20 protein-coding genes are annotated in these 22,145 nt (G+C 62.8%); 8 read left to right on the top strand and 12 right to left on the bottom strand.

Features of this window, described 5'->3' with window-relative positions; all coding sequences use genetic code 11:
- Nucleotides 1–55 precede the first annotated feature (55 nt).
- From E8M84_RS10770 to E8M84_RS10750, 5 genes are read left to right on the top strand one after another with little or no spacing between them, the layout of a single operon-like run.
- A complete protein-coding gene (locus E8M84_RS10770) occupies nucleotides 56–1,546 on the top strand; it encodes a sugar ABC transporter ATP-binding protein (RefSeq protein ID WP_137111205.1) in 1,491 nt (496 codons plus the stop codon).
- Nucleotides 1,543–2,493, top strand: a complete 951-nt coding sequence (locus E8M84_RS10765) for an ABC transporter permease (protein ID WP_137111204.1) — start codon at nucleotides 1,543–1,545, stop codon at nucleotides 2,491–2,493. The genes E8M84_RS10770 and E8M84_RS10765 overlap by 4 nt, the downstream gene beginning before the upstream one ends.
- A complete protein-coding gene (locus E8M84_RS10760; RefSeq protein ID WP_137111203.1) occupies nucleotides 2,490–3,464 on the top strand; it encodes an ABC transporter permease in 975 nt (324 codons plus the stop codon). Before E8M84_RS10765 ends, E8M84_RS10760 begins: the two co-directional genes overlap by 4 nt.
- Before the next feature lie 12 nt (nucleotides 3,465–3,476).
- Nucleotides 3,477–4,550 (top strand): Gfo/Idh/MocA family protein, encoded by a 1,074-nt coding sequence (locus E8M84_RS10755; protein WP_137111202.1) that lies wholly within the window; start codon nucleotides 3,477–3,479, stop codon nucleotides 4,548–4,550.
- Nucleotides 4,547–5,656, top strand: coding sequence for a Gfo/Idh/MocA family protein (locus E8M84_RS10750; RefSeq protein WP_137111201.1), 1,110 nt, complete (start codon nucleotides 4,547–4,549; stop codon nucleotides 5,654–5,656). The genes E8M84_RS10755 and E8M84_RS10750 overlap by 4 nt, the downstream gene beginning before the upstream one ends.
- Here the strand turns inward: E8M84_RS10750 and E8M84_RS10745 are convergent, their stop codons facing one another.
- The 5 genes from E8M84_RS10745 to E8M84_RS10725 form a co-directional block, all read right to left on the bottom strand.
- Nucleotides 5,657–6,679: a LacI family DNA-binding transcriptional regulator gene (locus E8M84_RS10745; protein ID WP_137111200.1), complete on the bottom strand. Its 1,023-nt coding sequence runs from the start codon at nucleotides 6,677–6,679 to the stop codon at nucleotides 5,657–5,659.
- 230 nt (nucleotides 6,680–6,909) lie between these two features.
- Complete coding sequence (locus tag E8M84_RS10740) at nucleotides 6,910–7,941, bottom strand: hydroxyacid dehydrogenase (protein ID WP_137111199.1); 1,032 nt, start codon at nucleotides 7,939–7,941, stop codon at nucleotides 6,910–6,912.
- A 66-nt stretch (nucleotides 7,942–8,007) separates the two neighbouring features.
- Nucleotides 8,008–8,760, bottom strand: a complete 753-nt coding sequence (locus E8M84_RS10735; protein ID WP_137111198.1) for an ATP-binding cassette domain-containing protein — start codon at nucleotides 8,758–8,760, stop codon at nucleotides 8,008–8,010.
- 3 nt (nucleotides 8,761–8,763) lie between these two features.
- Nucleotides 8,764–9,783: an ABC transporter permease gene (locus tag E8M84_RS10730; RefSeq protein ID WP_137111197.1), complete on the bottom strand. Its 1,020-nt coding sequence runs from the start codon at nucleotides 9,781–9,783 to the stop codon at nucleotides 8,764–8,766.
- A 93-nt stretch (nucleotides 9,784–9,876) separates the two neighbouring features.
- The gene (locus E8M84_RS10725) at nucleotides 9,877–10,806 is read right to left on the bottom strand and encodes a substrate-binding domain-containing protein (RefSeq protein WP_137111196.1); all 930 of its coding nucleotides are present in this window, start codon (nucleotides 10,804–10,806) and stop codon (nucleotides 9,877–9,879) included.
- A gap of 1,083 nt (nucleotides 10,807–11,889) precedes the next feature.
- Here E8M84_RS10725 and E8M84_RS10720 point away from each other — a divergent pair.
- The 3 genes from E8M84_RS10720 to E8M84_RS10710 are packed head-to-tail and all read left to right on the top strand — an operon-like array spanning nucleotide 11,890 to nucleotide 14,610.
- Nucleotides 11,890–12,714: an oxidoreductase gene (locus E8M84_RS10720; protein ID WP_137111195.1), complete on the top strand. Its 825-nt coding sequence runs from the start codon at nucleotides 11,890–11,892 to the stop codon at nucleotides 12,712–12,714.
- A gap of 9 nt (nucleotides 12,715–12,723) precedes the next feature.
- On the top strand, nucleotides 12,724–13,578 hold the full coding sequence (locus E8M84_RS10715; protein WP_137111194.1) for an alpha/beta fold hydrolase: 855 nt from the start codon (nucleotides 12,724–12,726) through the stop codon (nucleotides 13,576–13,578).
- A gap of 27 nt (nucleotides 13,579–13,605) precedes the next feature.
- Nucleotides 13,606–14,610, top strand: coding sequence for an NADP-dependent oxidoreductase (locus tag E8M84_RS10710; RefSeq protein WP_137111193.1), 1,005 nt, complete (start codon nucleotides 13,606–13,608; stop codon nucleotides 14,608–14,610).
- 50 nt (nucleotides 14,611–14,660) lie between these two features.
- Here E8M84_RS10710 and E8M84_RS10705 read toward each other — a convergent pair whose 3' ends face one another.
- The 7 genes from E8M84_RS10705 to E8M84_RS10675 form a co-directional block, all read right to left on the bottom strand.
- On the bottom strand, nucleotides 14,661–15,224 hold the full coding sequence (locus tag E8M84_RS10705) for a TetR/AcrR family transcriptional regulator (protein ID WP_137111192.1): 564 nt from the start codon (nucleotides 15,222–15,224) through the stop codon (nucleotides 14,661–14,663).
- A 133-nt stretch (nucleotides 15,225–15,357) separates the two neighbouring features.
- A complete protein-coding gene (locus tag E8M84_RS10700; RefSeq protein ID WP_137111191.1) occupies nucleotides 15,358–16,056 on the bottom strand; it encodes a FadR/GntR family transcriptional regulator in 699 nt (232 codons plus the stop codon).
- Nucleotides 16,046–17,089 (bottom strand): four-carbon acid sugar kinase family protein, encoded by a 1,044-nt coding sequence (locus tag E8M84_RS10695; protein WP_137111190.1) that lies wholly within the window; start codon nucleotides 17,087–17,089, stop codon nucleotides 16,046–16,048. Before E8M84_RS10695 ends, E8M84_RS10700 begins: the two co-directional genes overlap by 11 nt.
- Entirely contained in the window at nucleotides 17,082–18,695 is a 1,614-nt protein-coding gene (locus E8M84_RS10690) for an ABC transporter ATP-binding protein (protein ID WP_137111189.1), read from the bottom strand. Before E8M84_RS10690 ends, E8M84_RS10695 begins: the two co-directional genes overlap by 8 nt.
- Nucleotides 18,688–19,614 (bottom strand): ABC transporter permease, encoded by a 927-nt coding sequence (locus E8M84_RS10685; RefSeq protein ID WP_137111188.1) that lies wholly within the window; start codon nucleotides 19,612–19,614, stop codon nucleotides 18,688–18,690. Before E8M84_RS10685 ends, E8M84_RS10690 begins: the two co-directional genes overlap by 8 nt.
- Before the next feature lie 9 nt (nucleotides 19,615–19,623).
- Nucleotides 19,624–20,538 carry an ABC transporter permease gene (locus E8M84_RS10680; RefSeq protein WP_137111187.1) on the bottom strand — a complete coding sequence of 305 codons (915 nt, stop codon included), beginning with the start codon at nucleotides 20,536–20,538 and terminating at the stop codon, nucleotides 19,624–19,626.
- A 70-nt stretch (nucleotides 20,539–20,608) separates the two neighbouring features.
- Nucleotides 20,609–22,108, bottom strand: coding sequence for an ABC transporter substrate-binding protein (locus E8M84_RS10675; RefSeq protein WP_137111186.1), 1,500 nt, complete (start codon nucleotides 22,106–22,108; stop codon nucleotides 20,609–20,611).
- Between the last annotated feature and the right edge of the window lie 37 nt (nucleotides 22,109–22,145).

Raw genomic sequence — 22,145 nt, 5'->3', positions numbered from 1 at the left:
ATTGCGGCCCCCGGACAGCTTCCGGGGGTCGCTTTCCCTCACCCGAAAGCCTGCCATGCCGGATGTCCCCTCCGACGCCGTTCTCGACGCCACAGGAGTTGCCAAGCGCTTCGGAGCGGTCCAAGCTCTGAAGAACGCCTCGCTGCAAGTGAAGGCCGGGCAGGTCGTGGCGCTGATGGGGGCGAACGGGGCGGGCAAATCCACTTTCGTCAAGATCCTGACCGGCGTCCTGAAGCCTGACTCGGGGCATGTGAAGATCAAGGGCCGGGACAGCACTGTCGCCAACCCCGCAGGCGCCCGGCGCTGGGGACTGGTTCCGGTCTACCAGGAACCCTCGCTGATCCCCGACCTTTCGGTTCTGGACAACCTTCGGCTGGGTGACACACCGGTCGACCCCTTCCGCCACTGGGTATCGGAACTCGGTCTTCCCGACATCGATCCTGAGGCGCTGATCCGGTCGCTCCCCCTCGCCTCCCTCCGCATTGTCGACCTTGCCCGCGCGCTGGCCATCGAGCCTGACGTCCTCCTTCTTGACGAACTGACCGCCGCGCTGCCCACCGATCTTGTCGACCGCGTGCTGAAAACCGTCCGCGCCCAGGCCGACGCGGGCCGCTCGGTCATCTATGTCTCGCACCGTTTCAACGAGATCGCCGCGATCTGCGACCGCGCGACCGTGCTCCGCGATGGCCTGACCGTTGGCGACGTCGCCATCGAGCCCGGCATCGAGGAACGCATCGTCGAGATGATGCTCGGTGGGGCCGTTGCGGCCGCCGTCTCTGAGGACCGCCCGGCGAAGACCGTCCCCACCACGACACCGCGCCTGCGGGTCAAGGGTCTCAAGACCGGCACACGCCTCACCGACGTCTCCTTCGACCTGCACAAGGGCGAAGTGCTGGGCGTCGTCGCGCTGGAGGGCCAAGGCCAGGACGAGCTTTTCGACGTCCTCGCCGGCAACCGCAAGGCCAGCGCCGGCACCGTAGAGGTCGACGGCACCCCGAAGACCTTCCATCACCCCGCTGACGCCATCGCCGCAGGCCTCACGCTCGTCCCCGGCGACCGCGCCCACGCACTTCTCATGTCCCGCTCGGTCCGCGAGAACATCGCCGTGCCGCTGCTGGCCCGCATCAAGAACTGGGGCGCGATCCGGATGGGCGAGGAAGCGGCAAAGGTCGGCCAAGCCATCGAAACCCTGCAGATCGACACCCGCGCGCAAGGCGAGGTCCGCAGGCTCTCGGGTGGCAACCAGCAGAAGGTCACCATCGCCCGCTGGATCGCCAAGGGGGTGCAGACGCTCCTCCTCTTCGACCCCACACGCGGCATCGACATTCGCACCAAGCGGCAGATCTACGGGCTGGTCCGCGACCTTGCCGACGAGGGCGCGGCGGTTCTGTTCTATACCTCCGAGCTCGCCGAAATCCGCCTCGCCTGCGACCGCGCCGTGGTGATCTTCAACGGCCGCGTGGTCGACGTGATCGACGCGAAGGACGCCGACGAATCCACCCTGATGCGCGCCGCCTACGGGCTGACCGAAAGGGCCCCGGCATGACGCGCTGGATCGAAGCCAACAGCTGGACCCTGGGCCTCGCCGTCCTCCTCGCGGCTCTCCTGCTGATGACAAAGCTCATCCAGCCCGATTTCGGTGCCTCTGGTCTCGAAAGCCTCGCCCGCGCCGCGTTGCCGTTTGCCTTGGCCACAGTCGGTATGGCCATCGTCGTCATCGCGGGTGGCATAGACCTGTCGATCGCCGCGATGATGGCCGTCGCCAGCGTCACCGGAGCCGTCCTGATGGATGGTGCAACCGACGCTCAGTCGATCCCTATCGTGATCGGGGTCCTGCTCCTTGGACTTGCCATGGGCGCAATCAATGGCACTCTGATCGTCGTAACGCGCGTCCCTGACATCGTCGTCACCCTTGCCATGCTGTTCGTATGGCAGGGCGTCGCGCTCCTCATCCTCAACGCGCCGGGCGGTGGCATCGCCCCCTGGCTGCGCGGCCTCATCACCGGAAGCTTCGGTCCCGACTGGCTGCCCCGCGCCATTGTTTTCCTTGCCGTAGTCACCGCCGTCATCTGGCTCCCCATCCGCCGCTCCAAACTGGGCCTCCGCCTCTACGCCATCGGCTCAGACCCCCTCGCCGCCTTCCGCTCCGGCGTGCCCGTCGGCCAGACCCGCATCGTCGCCTACGCCCTCTGCGGCCTTTTCGCCGCACTCGGCGGTCTGAGCGTAAGCATGGGCACCGGCATCGGCGAGCCGATCCCCGGCCCTTACCTCCTCGCCTCGGTCGCCGCTGTCGTCCTCGGCGGTGTCGTCCTTGGTGGAGGACGCGGGGGCCTCCTTGGCCCGATCCTCGCCGTCCTGATCCTGCGCACCGTGCGGATGGACCTGACACTTCTCTCGGTCGACCCTAACGTCGCCGCGATCATCGAGGGCTCGATCATGGTCGCCGTCGTGATGTTCGGCGCGGTTCTCGCCACACGGGGGAGGCACGCATGACCCTGACCGACACCCCCACTGCAATGAGCCGCCTTGGCCGCCTGGTGGTCGACCGCCCGTTGCTGCCGCTGATCGGCCTGTTGATCCTGCTGGTGGCACTCCTCGCGATCCTGAACCCCGGCGTCCTCAGCATGTTCTGGGTCTCGAACACGCTGAAGATCGCGATCCCTCTAGCGATGCTTGCCGCATGCCAGACGCTGACGATGCTGACCGGAGGCATCGACCTTTCCGTTGGTACCGCCGCCACCATCGCCGCCTACCTGACCGCAACCCTCGCGCCGCTGATCGGTGTACCCCCGGCCATCGCGGTAGCCATCGCTTCTGCCCTGGTCATCGGCCTCGTCAACGGCTTCGGCATCGCCATTTGCCGGGTACATCCCCTCATCATGACCCTCGGCACCGCGCTGATCGCCACCGGCTGCCTTCTCGTCTACCAGCGCTATGTCATCGCCACCGGGGTCCTTATCCCAGACTTCCTCCTCTGGCTCGGCACCGGGCGGACCTGGGGCCTGCCGAACAGCCTTGCGCTCTTCATCCCCTTTGCGATCCTCGTCATCTGGGCCCAACGCCGCAGCGGCTTTGGTCGCCTGCTCTACGCCATCGGCGCGAACGAGGCCGCCGCGCGCCTGTCGGGCGTCCGGGTCTGGCAGGTGCACCTGACGCTCTACACCCTCTCCAGCCTGATCGCCGGGGTGACGGGCCTTCTCTACCTCGGCCAGATCAAGACCGCCTCGCTTTCGCTGGCGCTGCCGCTTGACCTGCCCTCCGTCGCCGCTGCCGTGATCGGCGGCACCTCGATCTTCGGCGGGCGCGGGGGATACGGCGGCACCATCGTGGGCGCGCTGATCCTGACGGTCCTCACCTCCATGCTCACCCTGATGCAGATCCCCGAGGGCGGCCGCCGCATCCTCTTCGGCCTCATCATCCTCGCCGTCACAGCCCTCTTCATCCGCCTCACCGAACGCAGCTGAAAGGACCCACCCATGGCAAAGTTCCGCATCGTCGGCATCAGTTTCGACCACATGCACATGGGCGACCTCTTGCGCTGCGTGCATGACCACCCGGAGGCGGAGATCGCCGGCATCTTCGACCCCGACCGCGGCACGATGCAGCGCGCCATCGACACCTTCGGTCTCCCCGAGGACAGGGTCTTCACCGACTTCGACACCTGCATGAAGACGGCGAAACCCGACCTTGCCATCCTCTGCGCCGCGACGGCCAACCACGCCGACTACACCATTCGCCTCGCCGCCTACGGCGTCCATGTCTTCGTCGAGAAACCCTTCGCTGCCTCAGTCGCCGATGCCCGCGCGATGATCGCCGCCATGCCGCCGGGCAAGACCCTCGCAATCAACTGGCCGCTGCGCTGGGTGGAAAGCCACGTCACCGCCAAGCGGCTGGTGGACGAAGGGATGATCGGTGAGGTGATCGAGATCCACTCCTACGGCGGCAACCGCGGCCCGCTTTACCACCTCGCCGACAAGATCGAGGTCAGCCGCGAGGAGGTCGAACGCCAGAAGCCCACCTCCTGGTGGTACAAGCGCTCCAGCGGCGGCGGCAGCCTTCTCGACTACCTCGGCTACGGTGCAACCCTTGGCACCTGGTACCGGAACGGCGAGGCCCCCCTGGAAGTGACCTGCGTTACGGATGAGACGCCGGGGATCGAGGTTGACCAGCACTCGGTCACCATCTGCCGCTATGCCAAGGGCCTGTCGAAGATGGAGACCCGCTGGGGCACCTTCACCGACCCTTGGGTGATCCAGCCGCAGCCAAAATGCGGGTTCATCCTGGTCGGGACCGAGGGCACCATTGCCTCGTGGGACTACGACTACCACGTCACCGTGCAAACCCGCGCCAACCCCGAGCCGCATCCGATCCCCGCCGACCCGTTGCCACTGGGGGGGCGAAACGCGATCGAGTACGTCCTTGGCTGCATCTCGCGCGGGGAACCCCTGGCTGGCCCTCTCGACCCCGCCGTCAGCCTTATCGGCCAGCGCATCGTCGACACCGCAGCCGAATCCGCCCGCCAGAAACGCACGCTGCCTCTGATCCCATGAGCGAACCAGACGCCGACAGCTATGCGCTGAAGTCCGCCGCACTGGCCGAAATTCCCGCGCCGGACCTGCCCTACCAGCCGCAAACCCCCCGCACTTACCGCCCTCGGATCGGGGTGATCGGGGCGGGGGGTATCGTGTCGGCCCATCTGGACGCCTATCGGAGCGCAGGCTGGGAGGTAGCGGCGATCTGCAACCGGACCCTGGCCAAGGCCGAGGCGAAGGCGGCGGAATTTGCTCCCAAGGCCCGGGTAACCGACCGCTGGCAGGATGTGCTGGACGACCCGTCCATCGACGTGGTCGACATCACCCCGCATCCGGCGGACCGGATGCCGATCCTTGAGGCGGCGTTGCAGGCGGGCAAGCATGTGCTGTCGCAAAAGCCTTTCGTGCTGGACCTGGACGAAGGCGCGCGGCTGGTGGCCTTGGCACGGACGCAGGGCGTGAAGCTGGCGGTCAACCAGAACGGTCGCTGGTCACCGCACATGGCCTGGATGCGGGCGGCGGTGCGGCAGGGGCTGGTGGGTGAAGTGACAGGCCTGCACTGCACGCTGCACTGGAACCACGGCTGGATTGCTGGGACGCTGTTTGAGGGGATTGAGGACTTGATCCTTTACGACTTCGGCATCCACTGGTTCGACTTTGCGCACAGCATTCTCGGCGACCGGGCGCGGAGTGTCTTTGCCATGGCAGGCCTTGCGCCCGGGCAGGCAGCGAAGGCCCCGCTGACGGCGCAGGCGCTAATCCGGCTGGACCGGGGGCAGGCTTCATTGGTGTTCGACGGCGCAACGCCCTTTGGCCCGCGCGATGCGACGGTGATTACGGGCACGAAAGGCACGCTGACCAGCGATGGCCCCGATCTGGGCCAGCAGGCGGTGACCTTGACCACGGCCGAAGGTCGGGCGCGGCCCGCCTTGCGTGGGACTTGGTTCAACGACGGCTTTCGCGGCGCAATGGGAGAGATGCTGGTCGCCATCGAAGAGGATCGAGAGCCCGCGAATGGCGCGGAGGAGAACCTTGGAAGCCTGGCGCTGGCCTTCGCGGCGATCCGGTCGCGGCGAACGGGGCAGGAGGTCGCCGTTGGAGCGGTGCGGCGGCTGGAACTATAGTCAGCGCACCGGGATGTTCTCGCGCAGGATGATGCGCGGCTCGATGTATTTGAGTGTCAGAAACGGCGCGGTCGAGGCTATGGAGCCAAGAAGCCGGATCACCGACTGCTCGCCGGTCAGTCTTGCGTTCTGGTCGATCACCACATCAATCACATCCTCTGCCAAAAGATCTCGGGTCAGGTTCGTCAGGTCGTGGAAGACGACGAAGGGCCGCCTGCCGCCAAGTTCGGCGACCGCGCGCGCAATGCCAGTTCTGCCTGCCCCGACACAGTAGATCCCGACGATCCGGTCCGACCCCCCCAGAAGCCGTGAGGCGGCGGCGTAGGATGTGCCGCTGTCCTCGTCCATCTCGATGGCGGGCAGGATGGTCAGGCCGGGGAACTGTTCGGCGATCACCGCGCGGAACCCTTCGGCGCGTTCCTCGTGTCCGTGATAGGCGCGCGAGCCGAGGAAAAGCGCCACGCTACCCTGCGTCTGCCGTGCCATGCGCCCCAGCACCAGCCCTGCCGTTCGCCCCGCCACGCGGTTGTCGACGCCGACGTAGGCCGAGCGGGGTGTTTGCAGCACGTCAGACGCGATGGTGACGACGCGAAGTCCCGCCTCGCAGAGCTGTCGGATCGCGTTGCGGCAGATCGGGTGGTCGACCGTGATCACGCCAACACCGTCGGTCTGCAGTGCAGTCCGTTCCATCGCCTTCACCAAAGCACTTGGCGCCAGCCCGTCGATGGCGTGAATTCGGCAGGATGCGACCAAGGGCAGGCTGGCAGCGAAATCGCGGATCGTCGCAGCGAGGTTGTGCATGAACTCGCTGCGGCCAAGCGGCAGGAAGAACTCCAGATGTGCCGGGCGCGAGGGCAGGATGACCTTATCCTCGGACGGCAAATACCCGAGCGCCTTGGCCGCAATGTTCACACGCTGCCGGTTCGCCGCCGAGACACCGGGACGGCCATTTAACACGCGGTCGACCGTCGCGGTCGAAACCTCGGCCATAGCGGCAATGTCGGTGATGGTGGCGCGGCGCATGGCGGACTGTCCAGGTTCAGGGGGTAGGCCAGTGTGGTTGGGATCACCCCCTCAACTCAGACCACAAGCGCCAATGGGCTTGCAAGAACCGTGCCGATTCAAGGGTCCGAGAATTGCGCCACGATTGATGTGATCCGATGCGACTTCGGTTCGCGCAGCCAGAGCGCGGCTGTCCCCTTCTTCGTGGCATGCCTTCGCGTGTCAGGGTTTCGCCGAAAGGCACCATCGCCTCAGCCTTCTTCACCCGTCGGTGTGGCGCTGACTGGCATCGACCGCATCATTGCAACCGTCTCGGGTTCTGCCCTGCGACATGCGACGGGGGGCAGGCGGCGGGCGATGAGGTCCATGTCTTCCAGCACCCGCGTACCGATCTCGCGAAGCGCAAAAGTCAATGCCCCGGCCCGGTGCGGCGAGAAGAGCATGTTCGGCACCCGGCGGATCGGATCGTCCTTCGGGATTGGTTCCACCGGAAATACATCTGTCGCAACCCGGATGCGTCCGGAGGCTGCTGCGGCGGTGAGTGCCTGAAAATCCGCCGCCGCCGCCCGGGACATGAGAAGCAGCATTGCCCCCGGCTGCATCAGGTCCAGGGCGCGGGCGTCAATCATTCCGGCGTTGTTGGTGGTTATCGTGGCCATGACGAAGACGAAGCGGTTGCCCGCCATAAGGGTGTCGAACTCAACCGGTTCGACCCCCAGCCGCTTCAGATGGCCGGGCGGCAGCCAAGGGTCGTAGACCTGAACCCGGCAGTTAAAGGGGGCAAGCAGGCGAAAAAGCGACCGGCCCAGATCACCGAACCCAATAATCCCGACTGTGGACCCTGCCAGAAGCTCGGACTGCTTGTTTCCTTCGAACAGCCACTTCTCTTGGCCCTGCAGGAACGCTGCGTGTTCGCCGTGGATGTTCCGAGCCAAGGACAGCGCCATGCCAAGCGCCATCTCGGCCACCGGGGCGGCAAAGACAGCGCCGGGGGCAAGGACGTGAACACCACGCCGGAAGCACTCGGCATAGTCCACGTTTGGCAGGAAGTTGGTCTCGACGTTGAAGATCGCCCGCAGGTTTGGCGCTTTTGCCAGCCGGTCGGCCCCCATCGCCTGCTGCGAGATCAGGATGTCGGTCTGCGGCAGGTGCTGCGCATAGAACGTGTCGCGAGCCTGTCCCTGCCATTCGGTCACCTCGTAGCGCGACCGCAATTCGGCCAGATCAACGGGCGAAAAGATTTCGTCTGTCGCTCGCGGTTCTGGATCATAAAGCACGCGCATTCCTGGTCCCTTCATCGGGTTGTCCGGCCCTTGATCTGGGTCGGACAGCCGTTCGTCAATCCGGGCCTAGACGGTGATGTGGTCGCCGGTGATCACATCCTCGACGTCCTGGATCGAGGATGTCTTCGGGCTAAGGTCGTCGGCCACCACCGTCCCGCGACGCATCACCACCATGCGATCCACCACCTGGAAGACGTGGTGAATGTTGTGGGCGATGAAGATGCAGGAATGTCCGGTGTCGCGCGCTTCGCGGACAAAGCGCAGAACGCCTTGCGTCTCGGCCACTCCCAGGTTGTTCGTCGGTTCGTCCAGGACGATCAGGTCGCTGTCGAAGTACATCGCGCGGGCAATGGCGACGGCCTGACGTTCGCCCCCCGACAAAGACCCGATGGGTGTCGTCGGCGGGATGTTCTTGGAGATGCCGACCCGCTTCAACAGATCGGCCGCGACCTGGTTCATCCGGTCCAGGTCCATTCGGCCCAGACTTCCCTTGGTCAGCTCGCGCCCGAGGAACAGATTTCGCGCGATGGAGAGCTGCGGGACCAGGGCAGAGTCTTGATAGATCGTCTCGATCCCGGCCGCGATTGCGTCATTCGTGGACGTCATTTTGACTGGCTTCCCCTTGATCCGGATCTCGCCCGAGGTATACGGAACCGCCCCCGACAGCACCTTGATCAGGGTAGATTTTCCTGCGCCGTTGTCGCCCAGAAGGCCGACGATCTCGCCGCGCCTGATCGAGAGGTTCACGTCGCGCAGGGCATGTACCCGGCCATAGGACTTTTCGATATGCCGCATCTCGACAAGTGGTTGGTCGGTCATGCTTCAGGTTCCTGCGTTGTGCCGGCGTTCCAGCGCGGCGTGCAGCGCCATCATTCCAAGGATGATCGCACCGATGAAGATGTTGTAGGCCAGTCCCGGCACCCCGATCAGGACGATGCCATTGCGCATCAGCCGCAGGATCAGGACGCCCAGCACCGTGCCGATGATCGTGCCGCGTCCGCCGGTCAGAACCGTTCCGCCGATCACCACCATCGCGATGACTTCAAGCTCATAGCCAGCGCCGGAGTTCGGGTTCGCTGCCGACACCCGGATCGACGAGATGATCCCGGCAAATGCCGCCATCGCCGCCGACAGCATGAAGAGGATCACCTTGACCCGATGGATCGGAACGCCCCGGTTTCGCGCTGCCCCGGGATTGCCGCCTGTGGCCTGGATCCAGTTGCCAAAGCGAGTGGACGTCAGAAGAAGATGTAAGATTATCGCCAGAACGATGAACCAGATCAGGCTCATGTAGATGCGCAAACCGCCAATGTAGAAGTCCCCGACCAAGAGCGTCGCGATCCACTGATCGCCCGCGTCCCAGGTCCGCTGCGGAAAGCCTGATGTCAGCCAGAGCGCCGCCCCACGCACGACAAGCAGCATGCCCAGGGTGACCAGGAAGGACGGAATGCCCAACCGCGTCACGAACAGCCCAGAGAAAAGCCCGATCCCCACGGCCAGAACCATTGCCACCACGAAGGCAGCCGGCAGCGGCATCAGGCCCGCGTTGAACAGGGCCCACATTACCACCGGCGAAAAGCCGAAGACCGACCCGACGGACAGGTCGAACTCTCCCGCCGTCATCAGAAGCGTCATCGCCAACGCAATCAGCCCAAGTTCGACCGTGAAGGTCAGCGCATTGCCGATGTTGTTCAGCGACAGGAAGGCCGGATTGATGGAGGTGAAGACGACAAGCATCGTCAGCAGAAGGATAAGCGGGCCAAACTCCGGCTTGGCAACAAAGCGCTTCAGGGCCCCTTGCTGTGCGGGATAGGCGGCCGAAACCGTGGAGGGTGTGGACATTCTGGTTCCTCGGGGAAGGGGAGACCGTTCCGCCCGCAACGGGTGCGGGCGGCTTCGGTCAGGGTCATCAACAGACGCGGCAGTAAGCCCGCGTCACTTGCCGCCCATGATGGTGTGGTAAACCATCGCCGTGTCTTTCTCGTAGAGCGCGCCGGTGGTGATGTTGAAGCCCAGCGGAATGCCGTCACCCTCCATCAGCAGCGACGACAAGCATAGGTAAGACGTTGCCTGCGGGTCCTGCCACATACCTGCGTTCACGTAGCCGTCCATCACCCCTTGTGTGGTGTCCAGCGAGTTGCCCCAGCCCACGACGGGGATTTCGCCCGGCTGCACGCCAGCTTGGTCCCAGACCCGCTTGACCGATCCCGTCACCATGTCGCCCAGACCGATCATGGCCTTGATCTTGTCGCGGTTCGCGGTGACGTAGTCGGTCATTCGGGTGATGACTTCGGCTTGGTCCAGCGTGGCATCGGTGACTTCCCAGGTGATCCCCAAGGGCTCGAACACTTCCTTGATGCCCTTCTCTTCTTCGACACCGTAGGAGGCACCGGGCACCTCAACTGGCATCCAGACGAAATCGCCGGATTTCACCAAACCCTTGTCGACGAGATACTGCGCCCAGGCCTTGCCGACGGCCTTCAGGTCGCCGCCGACATAGGCGTTCCAGTTCGGCGCAGAGTCAGAAGTGTTGAAATTGATGATCGGGATGTTGGCAGCGCGAGCCTCGGCCACGACATCGACCATCGAACCGGGATCGGGACTGGTCGAGCAGATTCCGTCAGCCCCCGCCGCGATGGCCGCACGCACGGCTTCCTGCTGGCTCGGCACGTCGCCCGAATGGAATGAGGTGTTGACCGTGTTGCCGGTCGTTGCGGCAAAGGCTTCGGCCCCCTGCAGGAAATAGGTCCAGACAGGATCGGCTGGACCGCCGTGCGATACCCAGTAGAAGGTCTTGCCCTCGGCGGTCGCAAGTCCGGCGGTCAGGGCGAGTGCCGCAGCGGCACCAAGCAACTTCTTGAACATTTGGGTTTCCTCCTTGATAACCCTTGGGTCTTGTGTGACCCGATTGACGGCCGGAGCCGGTCGTTTCCTGCAGGCAGCAGGACTGACCTGCGACGCTGATCACTCCAGCCCCGTCGTCGAACGCAATGCGACAAGGGTCTGCATCCCCTAAGCTTCACATTATCCTCGGGGGCCGGGTGCGTTCCGACTTTGCAGGCCCTCCTCCCATCGTGGGCCGTCGTAGGGGCAGCGCTTGATAGGTGCAGCTTGCGGGATGAGACAAATTGCCACAACGCAAGATCACATCAGATTACATCATCGCATCGATTGCTGGAGCGATGTCGAGTTAAGAGGCAGCCAAGCTTGAGAAAAGGTGACGACCATCATTGTCGCAACGAAGACGCAAGTGTCTCGAGTGCGTTAGTCGAAAGTGGGTCGATACCGTTGCGCTTTGACACCGCTGCTCCTGTCTTTTCTGACAAGCGCAATGGCCGCAGAACATGCTTGACCTGTTTGCCTCCCGACCAAAGGGTCCCTTGCTTGTATAGGGAGATCGTACGCCGATCAGGCTCGACAACGGCGGCTTCTTTGCATTTCGAATGGCTTACGATAGCAGCCATTAACGCCAGATGGTCACTCTCGGCCCATAGCGGACATTCATGTGTGTGTCGGATACCGGCAGCTCTCCAGACAACCGCCCTTCTGCGCGAGGTCGGTCACTGTGTCCAACACAGGTTTGCCCGGGTATGACCTCTCCTTTGCGGTCCTGTAGGCCTCGGAGGAAAGTCACTCGTTGCCTGGAACCTTGGAAGTGTGCCGGGCACTGAGGTCCGTGAGATTGTAGCCCCGGTGATCGCCGTCCCATGCGTGACGTTCTCAGCTAGGGATATCTGTCAGAAACGCCTCCCAAAACGATGAACGTTCAGTCTTACTGGTTCCGTTTGCGTCCTACGCATGCCGATTTCACTCAGGAAAAATGTGATTGACATTAATGATGATTATCATCATATAGCGGATAGATGATGATAATCATCAAAAGTGAACTCTGACCAGAAGCCCCAAAGGGATGGGCGGCCGACAGACGAGGGCGAAGAGGTAAACGCGATGGCGACCGTTGCAGCGAATGGGAATGAAACGGCTTTTGTTACCGGTGCATCTAGCGGGATTGGCAAAGCCACCGCACTTGCGCTGTTGAGGGCGGGGTATCGGGTGATCGGCACCAGCCGCAAGGCGACCCCGGGCGAAGTGCGGGACGGCATTCGGATGATCGCATGCGATGTGACGGATGATCAATCAGTCGCAGAAGCAGTGGCGCTGGCCCTATCCGAACTTGGCCGGATCGACCTGTTGGTCAACAATGCGGGTTACGCCGTGTCCGGGGCGGCCGAGGAAAGCTCGGTCGCGCAGGTCCGCGCGCTTTTCGATACCAACTTCCTGGGCGTCGTGCGGGTGACCAATGCGGTTCTGCCTTTCATGCGGGCGCAAGGACATGGCCGCATCCTGAACATCGGCTCTGTCTTGGGTCTGATCCCGGGTCCGTTCGGCGCATACTACGCCGCCAGCAAGCACGCGATCGAAGGCTATTCAGAATCGCTCGACCATGAGGTGCGCACCTTTGGCATTCGCGTCGCGGTGATCGAACCTTGGGCTACCAAGACCTCGATCGAGGCAAATTCACCGCAGGGTGACCGGCCGGTGGCGGCATACGGTCAGACGTTGGCCCGATATCGGGCGGCGTTTGATCTGGCGATGGCCGATGGAGACACCGCTGAGGACGTTGCGGCAACCATCGTGGCGGCGGCGCAGGACAAGACCCCTCGGCTCCGCTACCCCTCGGGCAAGGCCGCGCGGAAGACATCTCTTGCCCGGCGCTTCCTGCCACGCGCGTTGTTCGACCGCACGTTGCGCAAGCAATTCAACATCGCCTGAAGGCCCATCATGACAAACTCTTCCGGTTCGACGAGTCGCTATATCGACGCGGCAAACCAATTCATCTCGGTGGGCGGCACCCAACTGGCTTACCGTGAGCTTGGCCCGCGCGGTGGCGTGCCGCTGGTGCTGCTGAACCATTGGGGCGCGACCTTGGACAACTTCGACCCGCCGGTCGTTGATGGCCTTGCGGGCACGCATCACGTCATTGCGCTGAGCTATCGGGGGATCGGCCTGTCTGGTGGGACGGCCCCGGTCACGATTGACGGGATGGCGCGGGATGCGATCGCCGCGATCCGCGCCCTTGGCTTCGGCCAGATCGATCTGATGGGCTTTTCGCTTGGAGGATTCGTGGCGCAGGATGTCACGCTGAAAGAGCCCGGTCTGGTCCGCAAGCTGATCCTGACCGGAACCGGGCCGGCGGGGGGTGAGGGAATTGCCAGGGTTGGAGCAGTGTCCTGGCCGCTGATCTTGAAAGGCCTTGTGACGAGGCGCGACCCGAAGACCTATCTGTTCTTCACCCGAACCACCAATGGTCGCCGCGCGGCCAAGGACTTTCTGACCCGGCTGAAGGAGCGCAAGGCGGATCGCGACAAGGGCCCGTCGCCCCGCGCCTTCCTGCGCCAACTGTCGGCCATCCAAGCCTGGGGCCGTCAGACGCCGCAGGATCTCGGGCGCATCCGGATTCCGGTGCTGGTAGCCAATGGGGACGATGACATCATGGTGCCCACTCAAAATAGCCGCCACCTGGCCCGACGCATCCCAGGCGCACAACTGGTGATCTATCCCGATGCAGGCCACGGCGGCATCTTCCAATACCATGCAGACTTCGTGCCGAAGGCCCTGGCCTTCCTCGCCGCTTGATCCGCCATTCCAAACCGGAGAACACCCGTGAAAGCTTTTGTCGTCGACAAGTACAAGAAGAAGGGCGCGCTGCGTCTGGCTGATATGCCGGACCCGCAGGTCGGCGAGAATGACGTTCTGGTGCGCATCCAAGCCACCGCGATCAACCTTCTGGACAGCAAGATCCGGGATGGCGAGTTCAAGCTGTTCCTGCCCTATCGCCCGCCGTTCATTTTGGGCCACGACCTGGCGGGAACCATTGAGAAGATCGGTGCGAATGTTCGGGGCTTCAAGGTGGGAGACGAGGTCTACGCCCGCCCACGCGACCATCGTTCCGGCACCTTTGCCGAGTTCATCGCCGTCGATCAGGCCGACGTGGCGCTGAAGCCCGCAAGCCTGACGATGGAAGAAGCTGCCTCGATCCCGCTTGTCGGGCTGACCGCATGGCAGGCACTGGTCGAGGTGGGCAAGGTCAAGCCCGGCCAGAAGGTGTTCATTCAGGCAGGCTCTGGCGGGGTTGGCACCATTGCGATCCAGTTGGCCAAGCACTTGGGTGCTGTTGTGGCCACCACGACCAGCGCCGCGAACATCGAGCTGGTCAAAAGCCTCGGGGCCGATGTGGTCATCGACTACAAGACACAGGATTTCGAACAACTGCTGTCGGGCTATGACCTGGTACTGAACAGTCAGGATGCGGGCACGCTGGCAAAGTCGCTGAAGATCCTGAAGCCGGGCGGCCTAGTCGTCTCGATCTCGGGCCCGCCGAGCCCGGCCTTTGCCCGGGACCTGAAGCTGAATCTGTTCCTGCGTTTCGTGATCCGCATGCTCAGTCGGGGGGTACGCAAACAGGCCAGGCTACTTCGCGTCGGCTACGCCTTCCTGTTCATGCGCGCAGAAGGGGCGCAACTGGCCCAGATCGCCAAGCTGATCGACGCTGGCGTGATCCGCCCCGTGGTGGACAAGGTATTCCCCTTTGCCCAGACCGCCGAGGCGCTGGCCTATGTCGAAACCGGTCGTGCCAAGGGTAAGGTAGTGATCACCGTGGCCGGTTAGGCCGCTCACCGACCAGGTGGAACCAGGGGCCGCATACTGCGGCCCCTTCGCTATTGGACCTGCCGTTCCAACGTGCTGTGGCAATCGGCCCGACAGGTGTCCAGAATCTCATCCACCAAGGCCGAACTGTCCGGGCAGGCCCGCGACAGAACGACCGCGCCGACGGCCTGCGCAAGAAGGCTGATCGCCTGCGCCCGAGCATTGGGGTGACCCGCAAGACTGCCCTCCAGCGCCGCCACAAGACCCGCAATCCCTTCGCCGAACACAGCGCGAGTGTCTTCCGGCAACCGCGCCGCCTCACCACTCAAGGCCGCTGCTGGGCAACCCTGACCGCGCGTGTCACGATGCACGCGCGAGATATAGGCGTCGATCACATCGCCCACAGCATACCCGGCATAGCGCTCCGAGGTCTGGGCAAATCCCTTGGCCGATGCCTCGGCAATCAATGCCTCTTTCGAGGCGAAGTGATTGTAAAATCCGCCATGGGTCAGCCCGGCTTTCTCCATAAGATCTGCCACGCCCACACCATCGAAGCCCCGGTCGCGGAACATCTCTGACGCGACATCTACGATCCTGTCGTGGTTCGCCTGCTTCTTTTCCTTGGTGATCCGCATGTTGAACCCCTTTCTACAGCACCATATTTGCGGGATGCCGAATAATGCTGATGTATATCATTATTGCTTGATCAAGGGCAAGGATCACATCGTGCGGACTTCGCAGCGTCGCGCAATTCAGCCACGTGCCCCGTCAGCCGCGCGGAGAAAACAGTCGGTCCCGTGACTCTTGCAGGTGTCTATGCATCAGGTCACGCGCAAGGTCAGCGTTTGATGACTTGATTGCATCCAGAATTGCAGTGTGTTCAGCAAGTACCCGCTTGAGGCCATCTGCAGTACTACGGAGCGACAGACCGTGAAGACGCATGCCGACCGCGATGTGCTCTTCTAGCGCCTGCATCGCTGTCACAAAGTATGGATTGACCGAAGCTTGTGCGATGCTGAGATGAAACATGAAGTCAGCATCCGCACGGTGAGCCTGCCGCTTCGTCGCGTCACGCAAGAGGCTTAAGGCCTGCTTCATCTTTTCAAGCGCATCGGGGGAGTGACGCTTGGCCGCCATCGCGGCGGCTTCTGGCTCGATCGTAAGACGGAAATCGTAACAATGCTGGAGATCGGCGAGGTTCTCCATCTGACCAAAGCCGAGGGGTTCGCGCACCCCTTGCTCAAGGACAAAGCTTCCAGCACCGCGGCGGGAATAGATGAAACCTTGTTCACGCAAACGCTGAAGCGCATCGCGAATAACGGGACGCGAAACCTGGAACTCGGTCGCCAAAGCATGCTCGGTGGGCAAGCGCTCGTCGACGGCATAGGCACCAGACTTGATTGAGCGCTGAATGCGTTCAAACACCGTATCGGAAAGACTACGTCGGCCGACAATACTATTCGTCATTGGAGTGCAGAAGCTTCATTTCACACAGGTCCGGGTCGAACAGGCGGGATAGACTGTCCGGTCCGCCAAAGCCGCCCGATTTCGTCACTACAGTCAAGCCGCCACCGAGTGCGATCGGAAGCCCGGGTTGAATTTCCCCCAATACTTCCAGCGTTTCGATACCCAGCACTTGCAGGATGGTTTGCGCCGTCGCCCCTCCGGAAATGACCAGAAGAGACCCTGACGGCGGCGACAGGCGCAGCAATGATGCGCCCAGTTCTGCGGCGACGGACTGTCCGGTCACCCGCGCATCGCCAGGGACCGCCTGGATCAGCACAATTTCCGAGGTTTTGGCAAGAACCGGGGCGACGCCGTTGCGTGCCTTTATGTCGGTCAGGTGAGGGATGGTGCGGCGCATGTGGTCAAGCTGGGCCAGCGTGATCGGATCGGTGGAACCTACAATGCAATAGGTCGCCGACGGTGCAATCGATAGGCCGGGGGCCGACAGGCCCGGTTGCATTTTCCGTGCTATCGCCTCGGCAAGACCACGCGCTCCAACGTCAAGGTCATGTGGTTCCAACAGCGCTCGATCCATGTCTGCCGGGACCTCAATATCCGGAATGTATGCAGTTGCCGCATGGATCCCGAGTCTCGCCCTCACATCGACCGGTTCTGACAAACCGAAGCCACTGATTTGACGATTGCGAGTGATCCGCCCGAACTCTGGTATGGCAGGTGCCACCAGACTGCGCCTGTGCTCGATTGCGTCAAGCTCGGCCGCGACATTGCCCTTCAGACGTGAGTCCACCTTCTTGAACAGGGCAGTGCCGGGCGGAAGCAGGCTGATTGCCAGACGAACAGCCTTTGTTGCGGCATCAGGAGCGATCTCGCGACTGTCCGTTGAAACGCCGATCACCCGCGCGCCGGTGGCAAGCGCCTTTGGCAGCGCAGACGGGAACAAGGCCACCACGGTCGGGATGCCGCGCGCGGCAAAAGGCGCTGCAGCGTCCAGCGCCCCGGTCAGGTCATCAGCGATGATGGCCAGGTCAACCATCGCTGGCGCGCAGCCGCCTTTGTGCCTGCACGTCGGGATCGGGGTCCAGGTTGGCGGCCAGCAGTTTCTGCGTGTAGGGGTGTTGGGATGCCGAGAATATCTGCCCCGTAGGCCCGCTCTCGACGATCTGTCCCGCCTTCATCACCAGCACGGTATCGGCGAAGTCCCGCACGACCCCAAGATCATGCGCAATAAACAGGAAAGAGATGCCCAGGCGCTGCCGTAGCCCGTCCAACAGCGCGATCACCTGCGCCTGAATTGACACGTCCAGCGCTGAGACCGCCTCGTCACAAATGATCAGTTCCGGCTCCAGCGCCAGCGCGCGGGCAATGGCGATGCGCTGACGCTGGCCGCCGGAAAACTGGTGCGGGTAGCGTCGGGCATGTTCGGGGGCTAGGCCGACCTGCTCCAGCAGCTCGGCCACCTTGGCTTGTCTGGCGGTCCGATCAGGCATCAGGCCGTGAATGTCCCAGCCTTCAGAGATGATCTGATAGACCGACATGCGCGGGTTCAGCGACTGGGTTGGGTCCTGAAACACCATCTGGATTTCGCGGCGCATGCCCAGCACGTCGCGGGCCGTCATGCCGATCAGATCGCGCCCCTTCCAGACCGCCTGTCCGCTGTCGACCCCTTCCAGACGCAGGATGGCGCGCGCGAGTGTGGACTTGCCTGACCCGCTTTCGCCAACCACCGCAAGGCTTTGGCCACGATGCAGGGTCAGCGATACATCGTTCAAGGCCGTGAACGCGCCGTAGGTTTTGCACAGGCTCTTGACCTCCAGCAGAACCGGCGAAGCGATGTCCAGAATGTTGATTTCCCCTTTGCCGTGGGCCGCGCCGATCAACTGCCGCGTATAGGGATGCTTGGCCGCATGATAGACCTCGCGCGGGGTGCCTTGCTCGACGATTTCGCCCTTGCTCATCACCACGACGCGGTCAGCGATTTCGGCCACTACGCCCAGATCATGCGTGATCAGCACCAGACCCATGCCGGTTTCGCGCTGCAACTCTTTCAGCAGTGCCAGAACCTCGGCCTGGATCGTCACGTCAAGCGCGGTGGTCGGCTCGTCCGCGATAAGGATGTCGGGCTTCAGCATTAGGGCCATTGCGATCATCAAACGCTGCCGCTGGCCCCCGGAAAACTGGTGCGGATACTTGTGCAGCGCCGCTTCGGGGTCGGGAATGCCGACCCGCGCGATCAATTCCAGCGCCCGTGCCCGCGCCTGATCCGCGGGTCGGCCATGGGCGGTCATGGTCTCGATGATCTGCCAACCAACGCTGTAAACCGGGTTGAAATGGCTTAGCGGGTCCTGGAAGATCATAGCGATGCGCTTGCCGTTCAAAGCGCGATGCTCTTCGTAGCTGACCTTCAGCAGGTCCTGGCCCCCAAACAGGATTTCACCCTCGACGATATGGGCTGGCGGCATGTCGAGCAGGTTCATCACCGCCGACGCCGACACCGATTTGCCCGATCCGCTTTCCCCCAGGATCGCCAGGGTTTCGCCGCGCCCGACGCTCCACGATATTTGCTTTACCGCATGGACGGTTCCGCGCGCGGTGTGAAAGTCGACGGACAGGTTTCGAACTTCAAGCAAGGCGTCATTCATCGGTTGTGCTCCGGGCTTCCAGACGCCAACGCTGGGCAGGGTCGAGGGCAACGCGCATCCAGTTTGACAGCAGGTTCAACGCCAGCGTGGTGATGACGATGCACAGCCCCGGCCAGAAGGCGAGCCACCAGGCATTGCCAAGATAGGGTCGGCCCTGACTGACCATCAGACCCCAGGTCACATCCGGCGGCTGTATGCCGATGCCCAGGAACGACAGAGAGGACTCAGCCAGCATGACAAAGGCAAAATCGAGCGTGGCAATAGTGATCAAGGTCGGCGCGACCTGCGGCAGGATATGGCGGCCGATGATGCGCCAGTGCGAGGCTCCCATGACGATGGCCGCCTGCACGAACATCCGCTCACGCACTTCCAGCACTTCGGCCCGGGTGGTCCGCAGGTAGATCGGGATACGGGTGATGGCGAGCACCAGGATCATGTTCAGGATCGACGGTCCAAGGACGTAAAGAACCACCACCGCGATAAGCAGCGACGGGAAAGACATGATAACGTCGGCCAGTCGCATGATGACCTGCGACACGGTCTTTCCCATGTATCCGGCGACAAGGCCGAACAGGGCGCCGACGATAAGCGAGGCGATGACAGCTCCGGCGGCCACCAGCATCGTGCTGCGCGCCGCGTAGATCAGCCGGGCGAGCATGGGCCGACCCAGCGCGTCGCCGCCCAGCACGAAGGCCCAGCCGCGGGACAGGTCGAAGGGCGGGCTGTTGCGGCCACGCAGGTTCTGGTCGGTTGCGAGATCACCCAGCAAGGCGGGCCCCAAAAGAGCGCAGAGGAAGACGAACAACAGGACAATGACCGAGACAAAGGCCAGCTTGTCGCGCCAAAGCATCGACAGAACAGTCGCGGCGGCTGACTTTTCGGCGGAACGGGGCGGCTTGGCCAGGGATGCTTGGGACATGATGTGCTTCTATTGCCGGATCCGCGGATCAAGCAGGCCATAGGCGATGTCGATCAGGATGTTCATCAAGAAGATGGCGACGGCCGTAACCAAGATGGCGGCAAGAACCACGTTGAAATCGCGCTGCAGGATTGAATCGATCATCAGCTTGCCGACGCCTGGAAAGCCGAAGATCGTTTCGACGATGACCGCACCGTTCAGCATGGCGGCGGCCTGATCACCGATCACCGTGATGACCGGAAGCATTCCGTTGCGCAGCGTGTGAATAAAGATCAGCCTTAGGTTCTTGACCCCTTTGGCCCGGGCGGTTTTCACATAGGCAGATGACTGGGCCGACAGCATCGAGCTGCGCACCACCTGAACGATCAGCCCAAAGGGCCGAATGAAAAGTACAGCCATCGGCAGGATCCAGTGTGCAACGGAACCGACGCCAGAGGTTGGCAGCCAGCCCAAGCTAAGCGAAAACACCATGATGGCGACGATGGCGATCCAGAAGTCCGGCGCGGATGCCCCCACCAGAGACACGATCGACACCAGCCGATCAAAGAAGCCGCCGACCTTGAAAGCGGCCAGCGAGCCCAGGATGATCGCCGCAGTGATGACAAAGGTCATCGTGAGCAGCGCCAGCGGCAGTGTCCAGGCATAGGCTTCAAGCACAAGGTCAAGCGCGGGTCGCGCTTTGCGCAGACTGTCACCGAAATCGAACTGAAGAAGGTCCAGCACATACTGGTTGAACTGTTCCAGCAGCGGGCGATCAAGCCCGTGCAGCACTCGGAACTGTTCCTTCATCTCTTCCGTGGCGTCGATCGGAAGGAACAGGACCGCAGGATCCCCGGTAAGACGCGACAGGAAGAAGACTAGAACCATCAGCACGAGGAGCGACAGAAGGCTTGCCACCGCGCGCTGTCCGATCAGTTTGGTCATGGGACGGCTCCTTGGGGCAAGAACGGGCGATGCCGACTGGATCCGGCATCGCCCTGCTTGTCAGGTCTGCTTATTTGAAGTTGATCTCGCTCAACTGCAATTGGGCATTCGTCGCGATGGTGGGCGTGAAGTCCAGCCGTTCGCTGACGCGGCTGAGACCGACCATATGGAACAGCAGGACATCCGCGACGATGGTGTCATGGACATAGGCAAAGGTCTCTGACCAGAGGGCGGCACGTTCGTCCCCGGTCGCGGCCGAGGCCTTGGCGATCATCTCGTCAAGAGCCGGGTCAGCCACACCCGACTGGGTTCCGTCGCTGGCGTACTTGAAGAACATGGAGAACACCGGATCGCCGCGGCTGTTGTCGTGCTGCGCAACCACCAGGCGGGTGCCTTCAAATTCCGGGTAGGGCTTGGAATAGAACTGCTCGTGTTCAGCGACTTCCACCATCCGCAGGCTGGCGTTGAAGCCGACATCGGTCAGCATCTGGGTCAGCGCCTCGGCGACTTCGGTAACATTGGGGAAGTTCTCGGTCCGGGCGATGATCTCGATCGGCAGGCTGGTGTCGACGCCATCGGCTTTCGCTTCGGCGATCAGCTGCTTTGCAAGTTCCGGGTCAAAGGCTGGCGGCTTCAGGTTCGGGTTCCAGCCAAGCGTTGTGGGCGGAACCATCGCGACCGCCAGTTCCGTGCCTGCAGGCAGTAGCGTGCCGATGAAGGCTTCACGGTCGATGGCAGCGTTCAGCGCCTTGCGGATGCGGATGTCGCTGGTCGGGGCATCAAGGTTCTCGAGGCGCAGATAAACGGTTTCAGAGTTGGGATACGCGAAGTCGGTTGCCGGATTGTCCGCCGCTTCTGCCGTGATCTGCGGGGCAATGTCCGCTTCGCCTGCGGCGACCATACCAGCGCGAACGGCCGGTTCGGACCGGAATACATATGTGGCCTTGGTGACAGCTGGCTGCGCGCCCCAATAGCCGTCGCGACGATCAAGGACGATCTGCTGACCAGCAGTCCATTCGGTCATCACATAGGGGCCGGTGCCGATCGGATCGCGCACGAATTCCATCGGGGTCTCGGACGGCACGATGGTCACCAGCGACATCAAAAGCGGCAGGATCGGTTGGGCCGGTTCTGCCTTGACGTTGATGGTGGTGTCGTCCACCACATCGAAGGTCAGCTTCGTGTCAGCGAAGTAGCGCTTGCTTTCACAGGTGATGGCTTCGGAAAACACCCGGTCGAACGAATGCTTGACGTCGCCCGCGTCGAACGCCGACCCGTCCGAGAACGTGACGCCCTGGCGCAACTTGAACTGCCAGGTCCCGTTGCCCTTGTCCTCCCAGCTCTCGGCCAGGCGCGGCATCAGACCGGCGTCGCCGCGCACGTCCAGTTCTGTCAGCGTTTCGCTGATGTTCTGCATGATGACGCGACCAATGTTGGACCGCGTCGCCATGCAGGGCTCTACCAGGTCCAGCTCTTCGCTCAGCACCACGGTGATGTCGGTACCTGTCTGCGCAAGGGCAGATGTAACCGATGTTGACGCCAGAAGTGCGCCAACCAAAAGGGGCTTCATATACACAGTATCCTCCCATCGCAGCTTATCAGAAGCA

The sequence above is a fragment of the Rhodobacter sp. SY28-1 genome, from assembly GCF_005222785.1.
Taxonomy (GTDB): Bacteria; Pseudomonadota; Alphaproteobacteria; order Rhodobacterales; family Rhodobacteraceae; genus Tabrizicola.
This window is presented reverse-complemented; position numbering and strand designations above follow the sequence as displayed.

What these genes read in the sequence shown, in the direction of transcription:
- E8M84_RS10745 (WP_137111200.1), bottom strand. Translation starts at nt 6,679, where the DNA reads ATGCGCCGCGCCACCATCACCGACATTGCCGCTATGGCCGAGGTTTCG.
- E8M84_RS10755 (WP_137111202.1), top strand. Translation starts at nt 3,477, where the DNA reads ATGGCAAAGTTCCGCATCGTCGGCATCAGTTTCGACCACATGCACATG.
- E8M84_RS10675 (WP_137111186.1), bottom strand. Translation starts at nt 22,108, where the DNA reads ATGAAGCCCCTTTTGGTTGGCGCACTTCTGGCGTCAACATCGGTTACA.
- E8M84_RS10725 (WP_137111196.1), bottom strand. Translation starts at nt 10,806, where the DNA reads ATGTTCAAGAAGTTGCTTGGTGCCGCTGCGGCACTCGCCCTGACCGCC.
- E8M84_RS10750 (WP_137111201.1), top strand. Translation starts at nt 4,547, where the DNA reads ATGAGCGAACCAGACGCCGACAGCTATGCGCTGAAGTCCGCCGCACTG.
- E8M84_RS10760 (WP_137111203.1), top strand. Translation starts at nt 2,490, where the DNA reads ATGACCCTGACCGACACCCCCACTGCAATGAGCCGCCTTGGCCGCCTG.
- E8M84_RS10715 (WP_137111194.1), top strand. Translation starts at nt 12,724, where the DNA reads ATGACAAACTCTTCCGGTTCGACGAGTCGCTATATCGACGCGGCAAAC.
- E8M84_RS10770 (WP_137111205.1), top strand. Translation starts at nt 56, where the DNA reads ATGCCGGATGTCCCCTCCGACGCCGTTCTCGACGCCACAGGAGTTGCC.
- E8M84_RS10720 (WP_137111195.1), top strand. Translation starts at nt 11,890, where the DNA reads ATGGCGACCGTTGCAGCGAATGGGAATGAAACGGCTTTTGTTACCGGT.
- E8M84_RS10700 (WP_137111191.1), bottom strand. Translation starts at nt 16,056, where the DNA reads ATGACGAATAGTATTGTCGGCCGACGTAGTCTTTCCGATACGGTGTTT.
- E8M84_RS10680 (WP_137111187.1), bottom strand. Translation starts at nt 20,538, where the DNA reads ATGACCAAACTGATCGGACAGCGCGCGGTGGCAAGCCTTCTGTCGCTC.
- E8M84_RS10690 (WP_137111189.1), bottom strand. Translation starts at nt 18,695, where the DNA reads ATGAATGACGCCTTGCTTGAAGTTCGAAACCTGTCCGTCGACTTTCAC.
- E8M84_RS10730 (WP_137111197.1), bottom strand. Translation starts at nt 9,783, where the DNA reads ATGTCCACACCCTCCACGGTTTCGGCCGCCTATCCCGCACAGCAAGGG.
- E8M84_RS10740 (WP_137111199.1), bottom strand. Translation starts at nt 7,941, where the DNA reads ATGCGCGTGCTTTATGATCCAGAACCGCGAGCGACAGACGAAATCTTT.
- E8M84_RS10705 (WP_137111192.1), bottom strand. Translation starts at nt 15,224, where the DNA reads ATGCGGATCACCAAGGAAAAGAAGCAGGCGAACCACGACAGGATCGTA.
- E8M84_RS10735 (WP_137111198.1), bottom strand. Translation starts at nt 8,760, where the DNA reads ATGACCGACCAACCACTTGTCGAGATGCGGCATATCGAAAAGTCCTAT.
- E8M84_RS10695 (WP_137111190.1), bottom strand. Translation starts at nt 17,089, where the DNA reads ATGGTTGACCTGGCCATCATCGCTGATGACCTGACCGGGGCGCTGGAC.
- E8M84_RS10685 (WP_137111188.1), bottom strand. Translation starts at nt 19,614, where the DNA reads ATGTCCCAAGCATCCCTGGCCAAGCCGCCCCGTTCCGCCGAAAAGTCA.
- E8M84_RS10765 (WP_137111204.1), top strand. Translation starts at nt 1,543, where the DNA reads ATGACGCGCTGGATCGAAGCCAACAGCTGGACCCTGGGCCTCGCCGTC.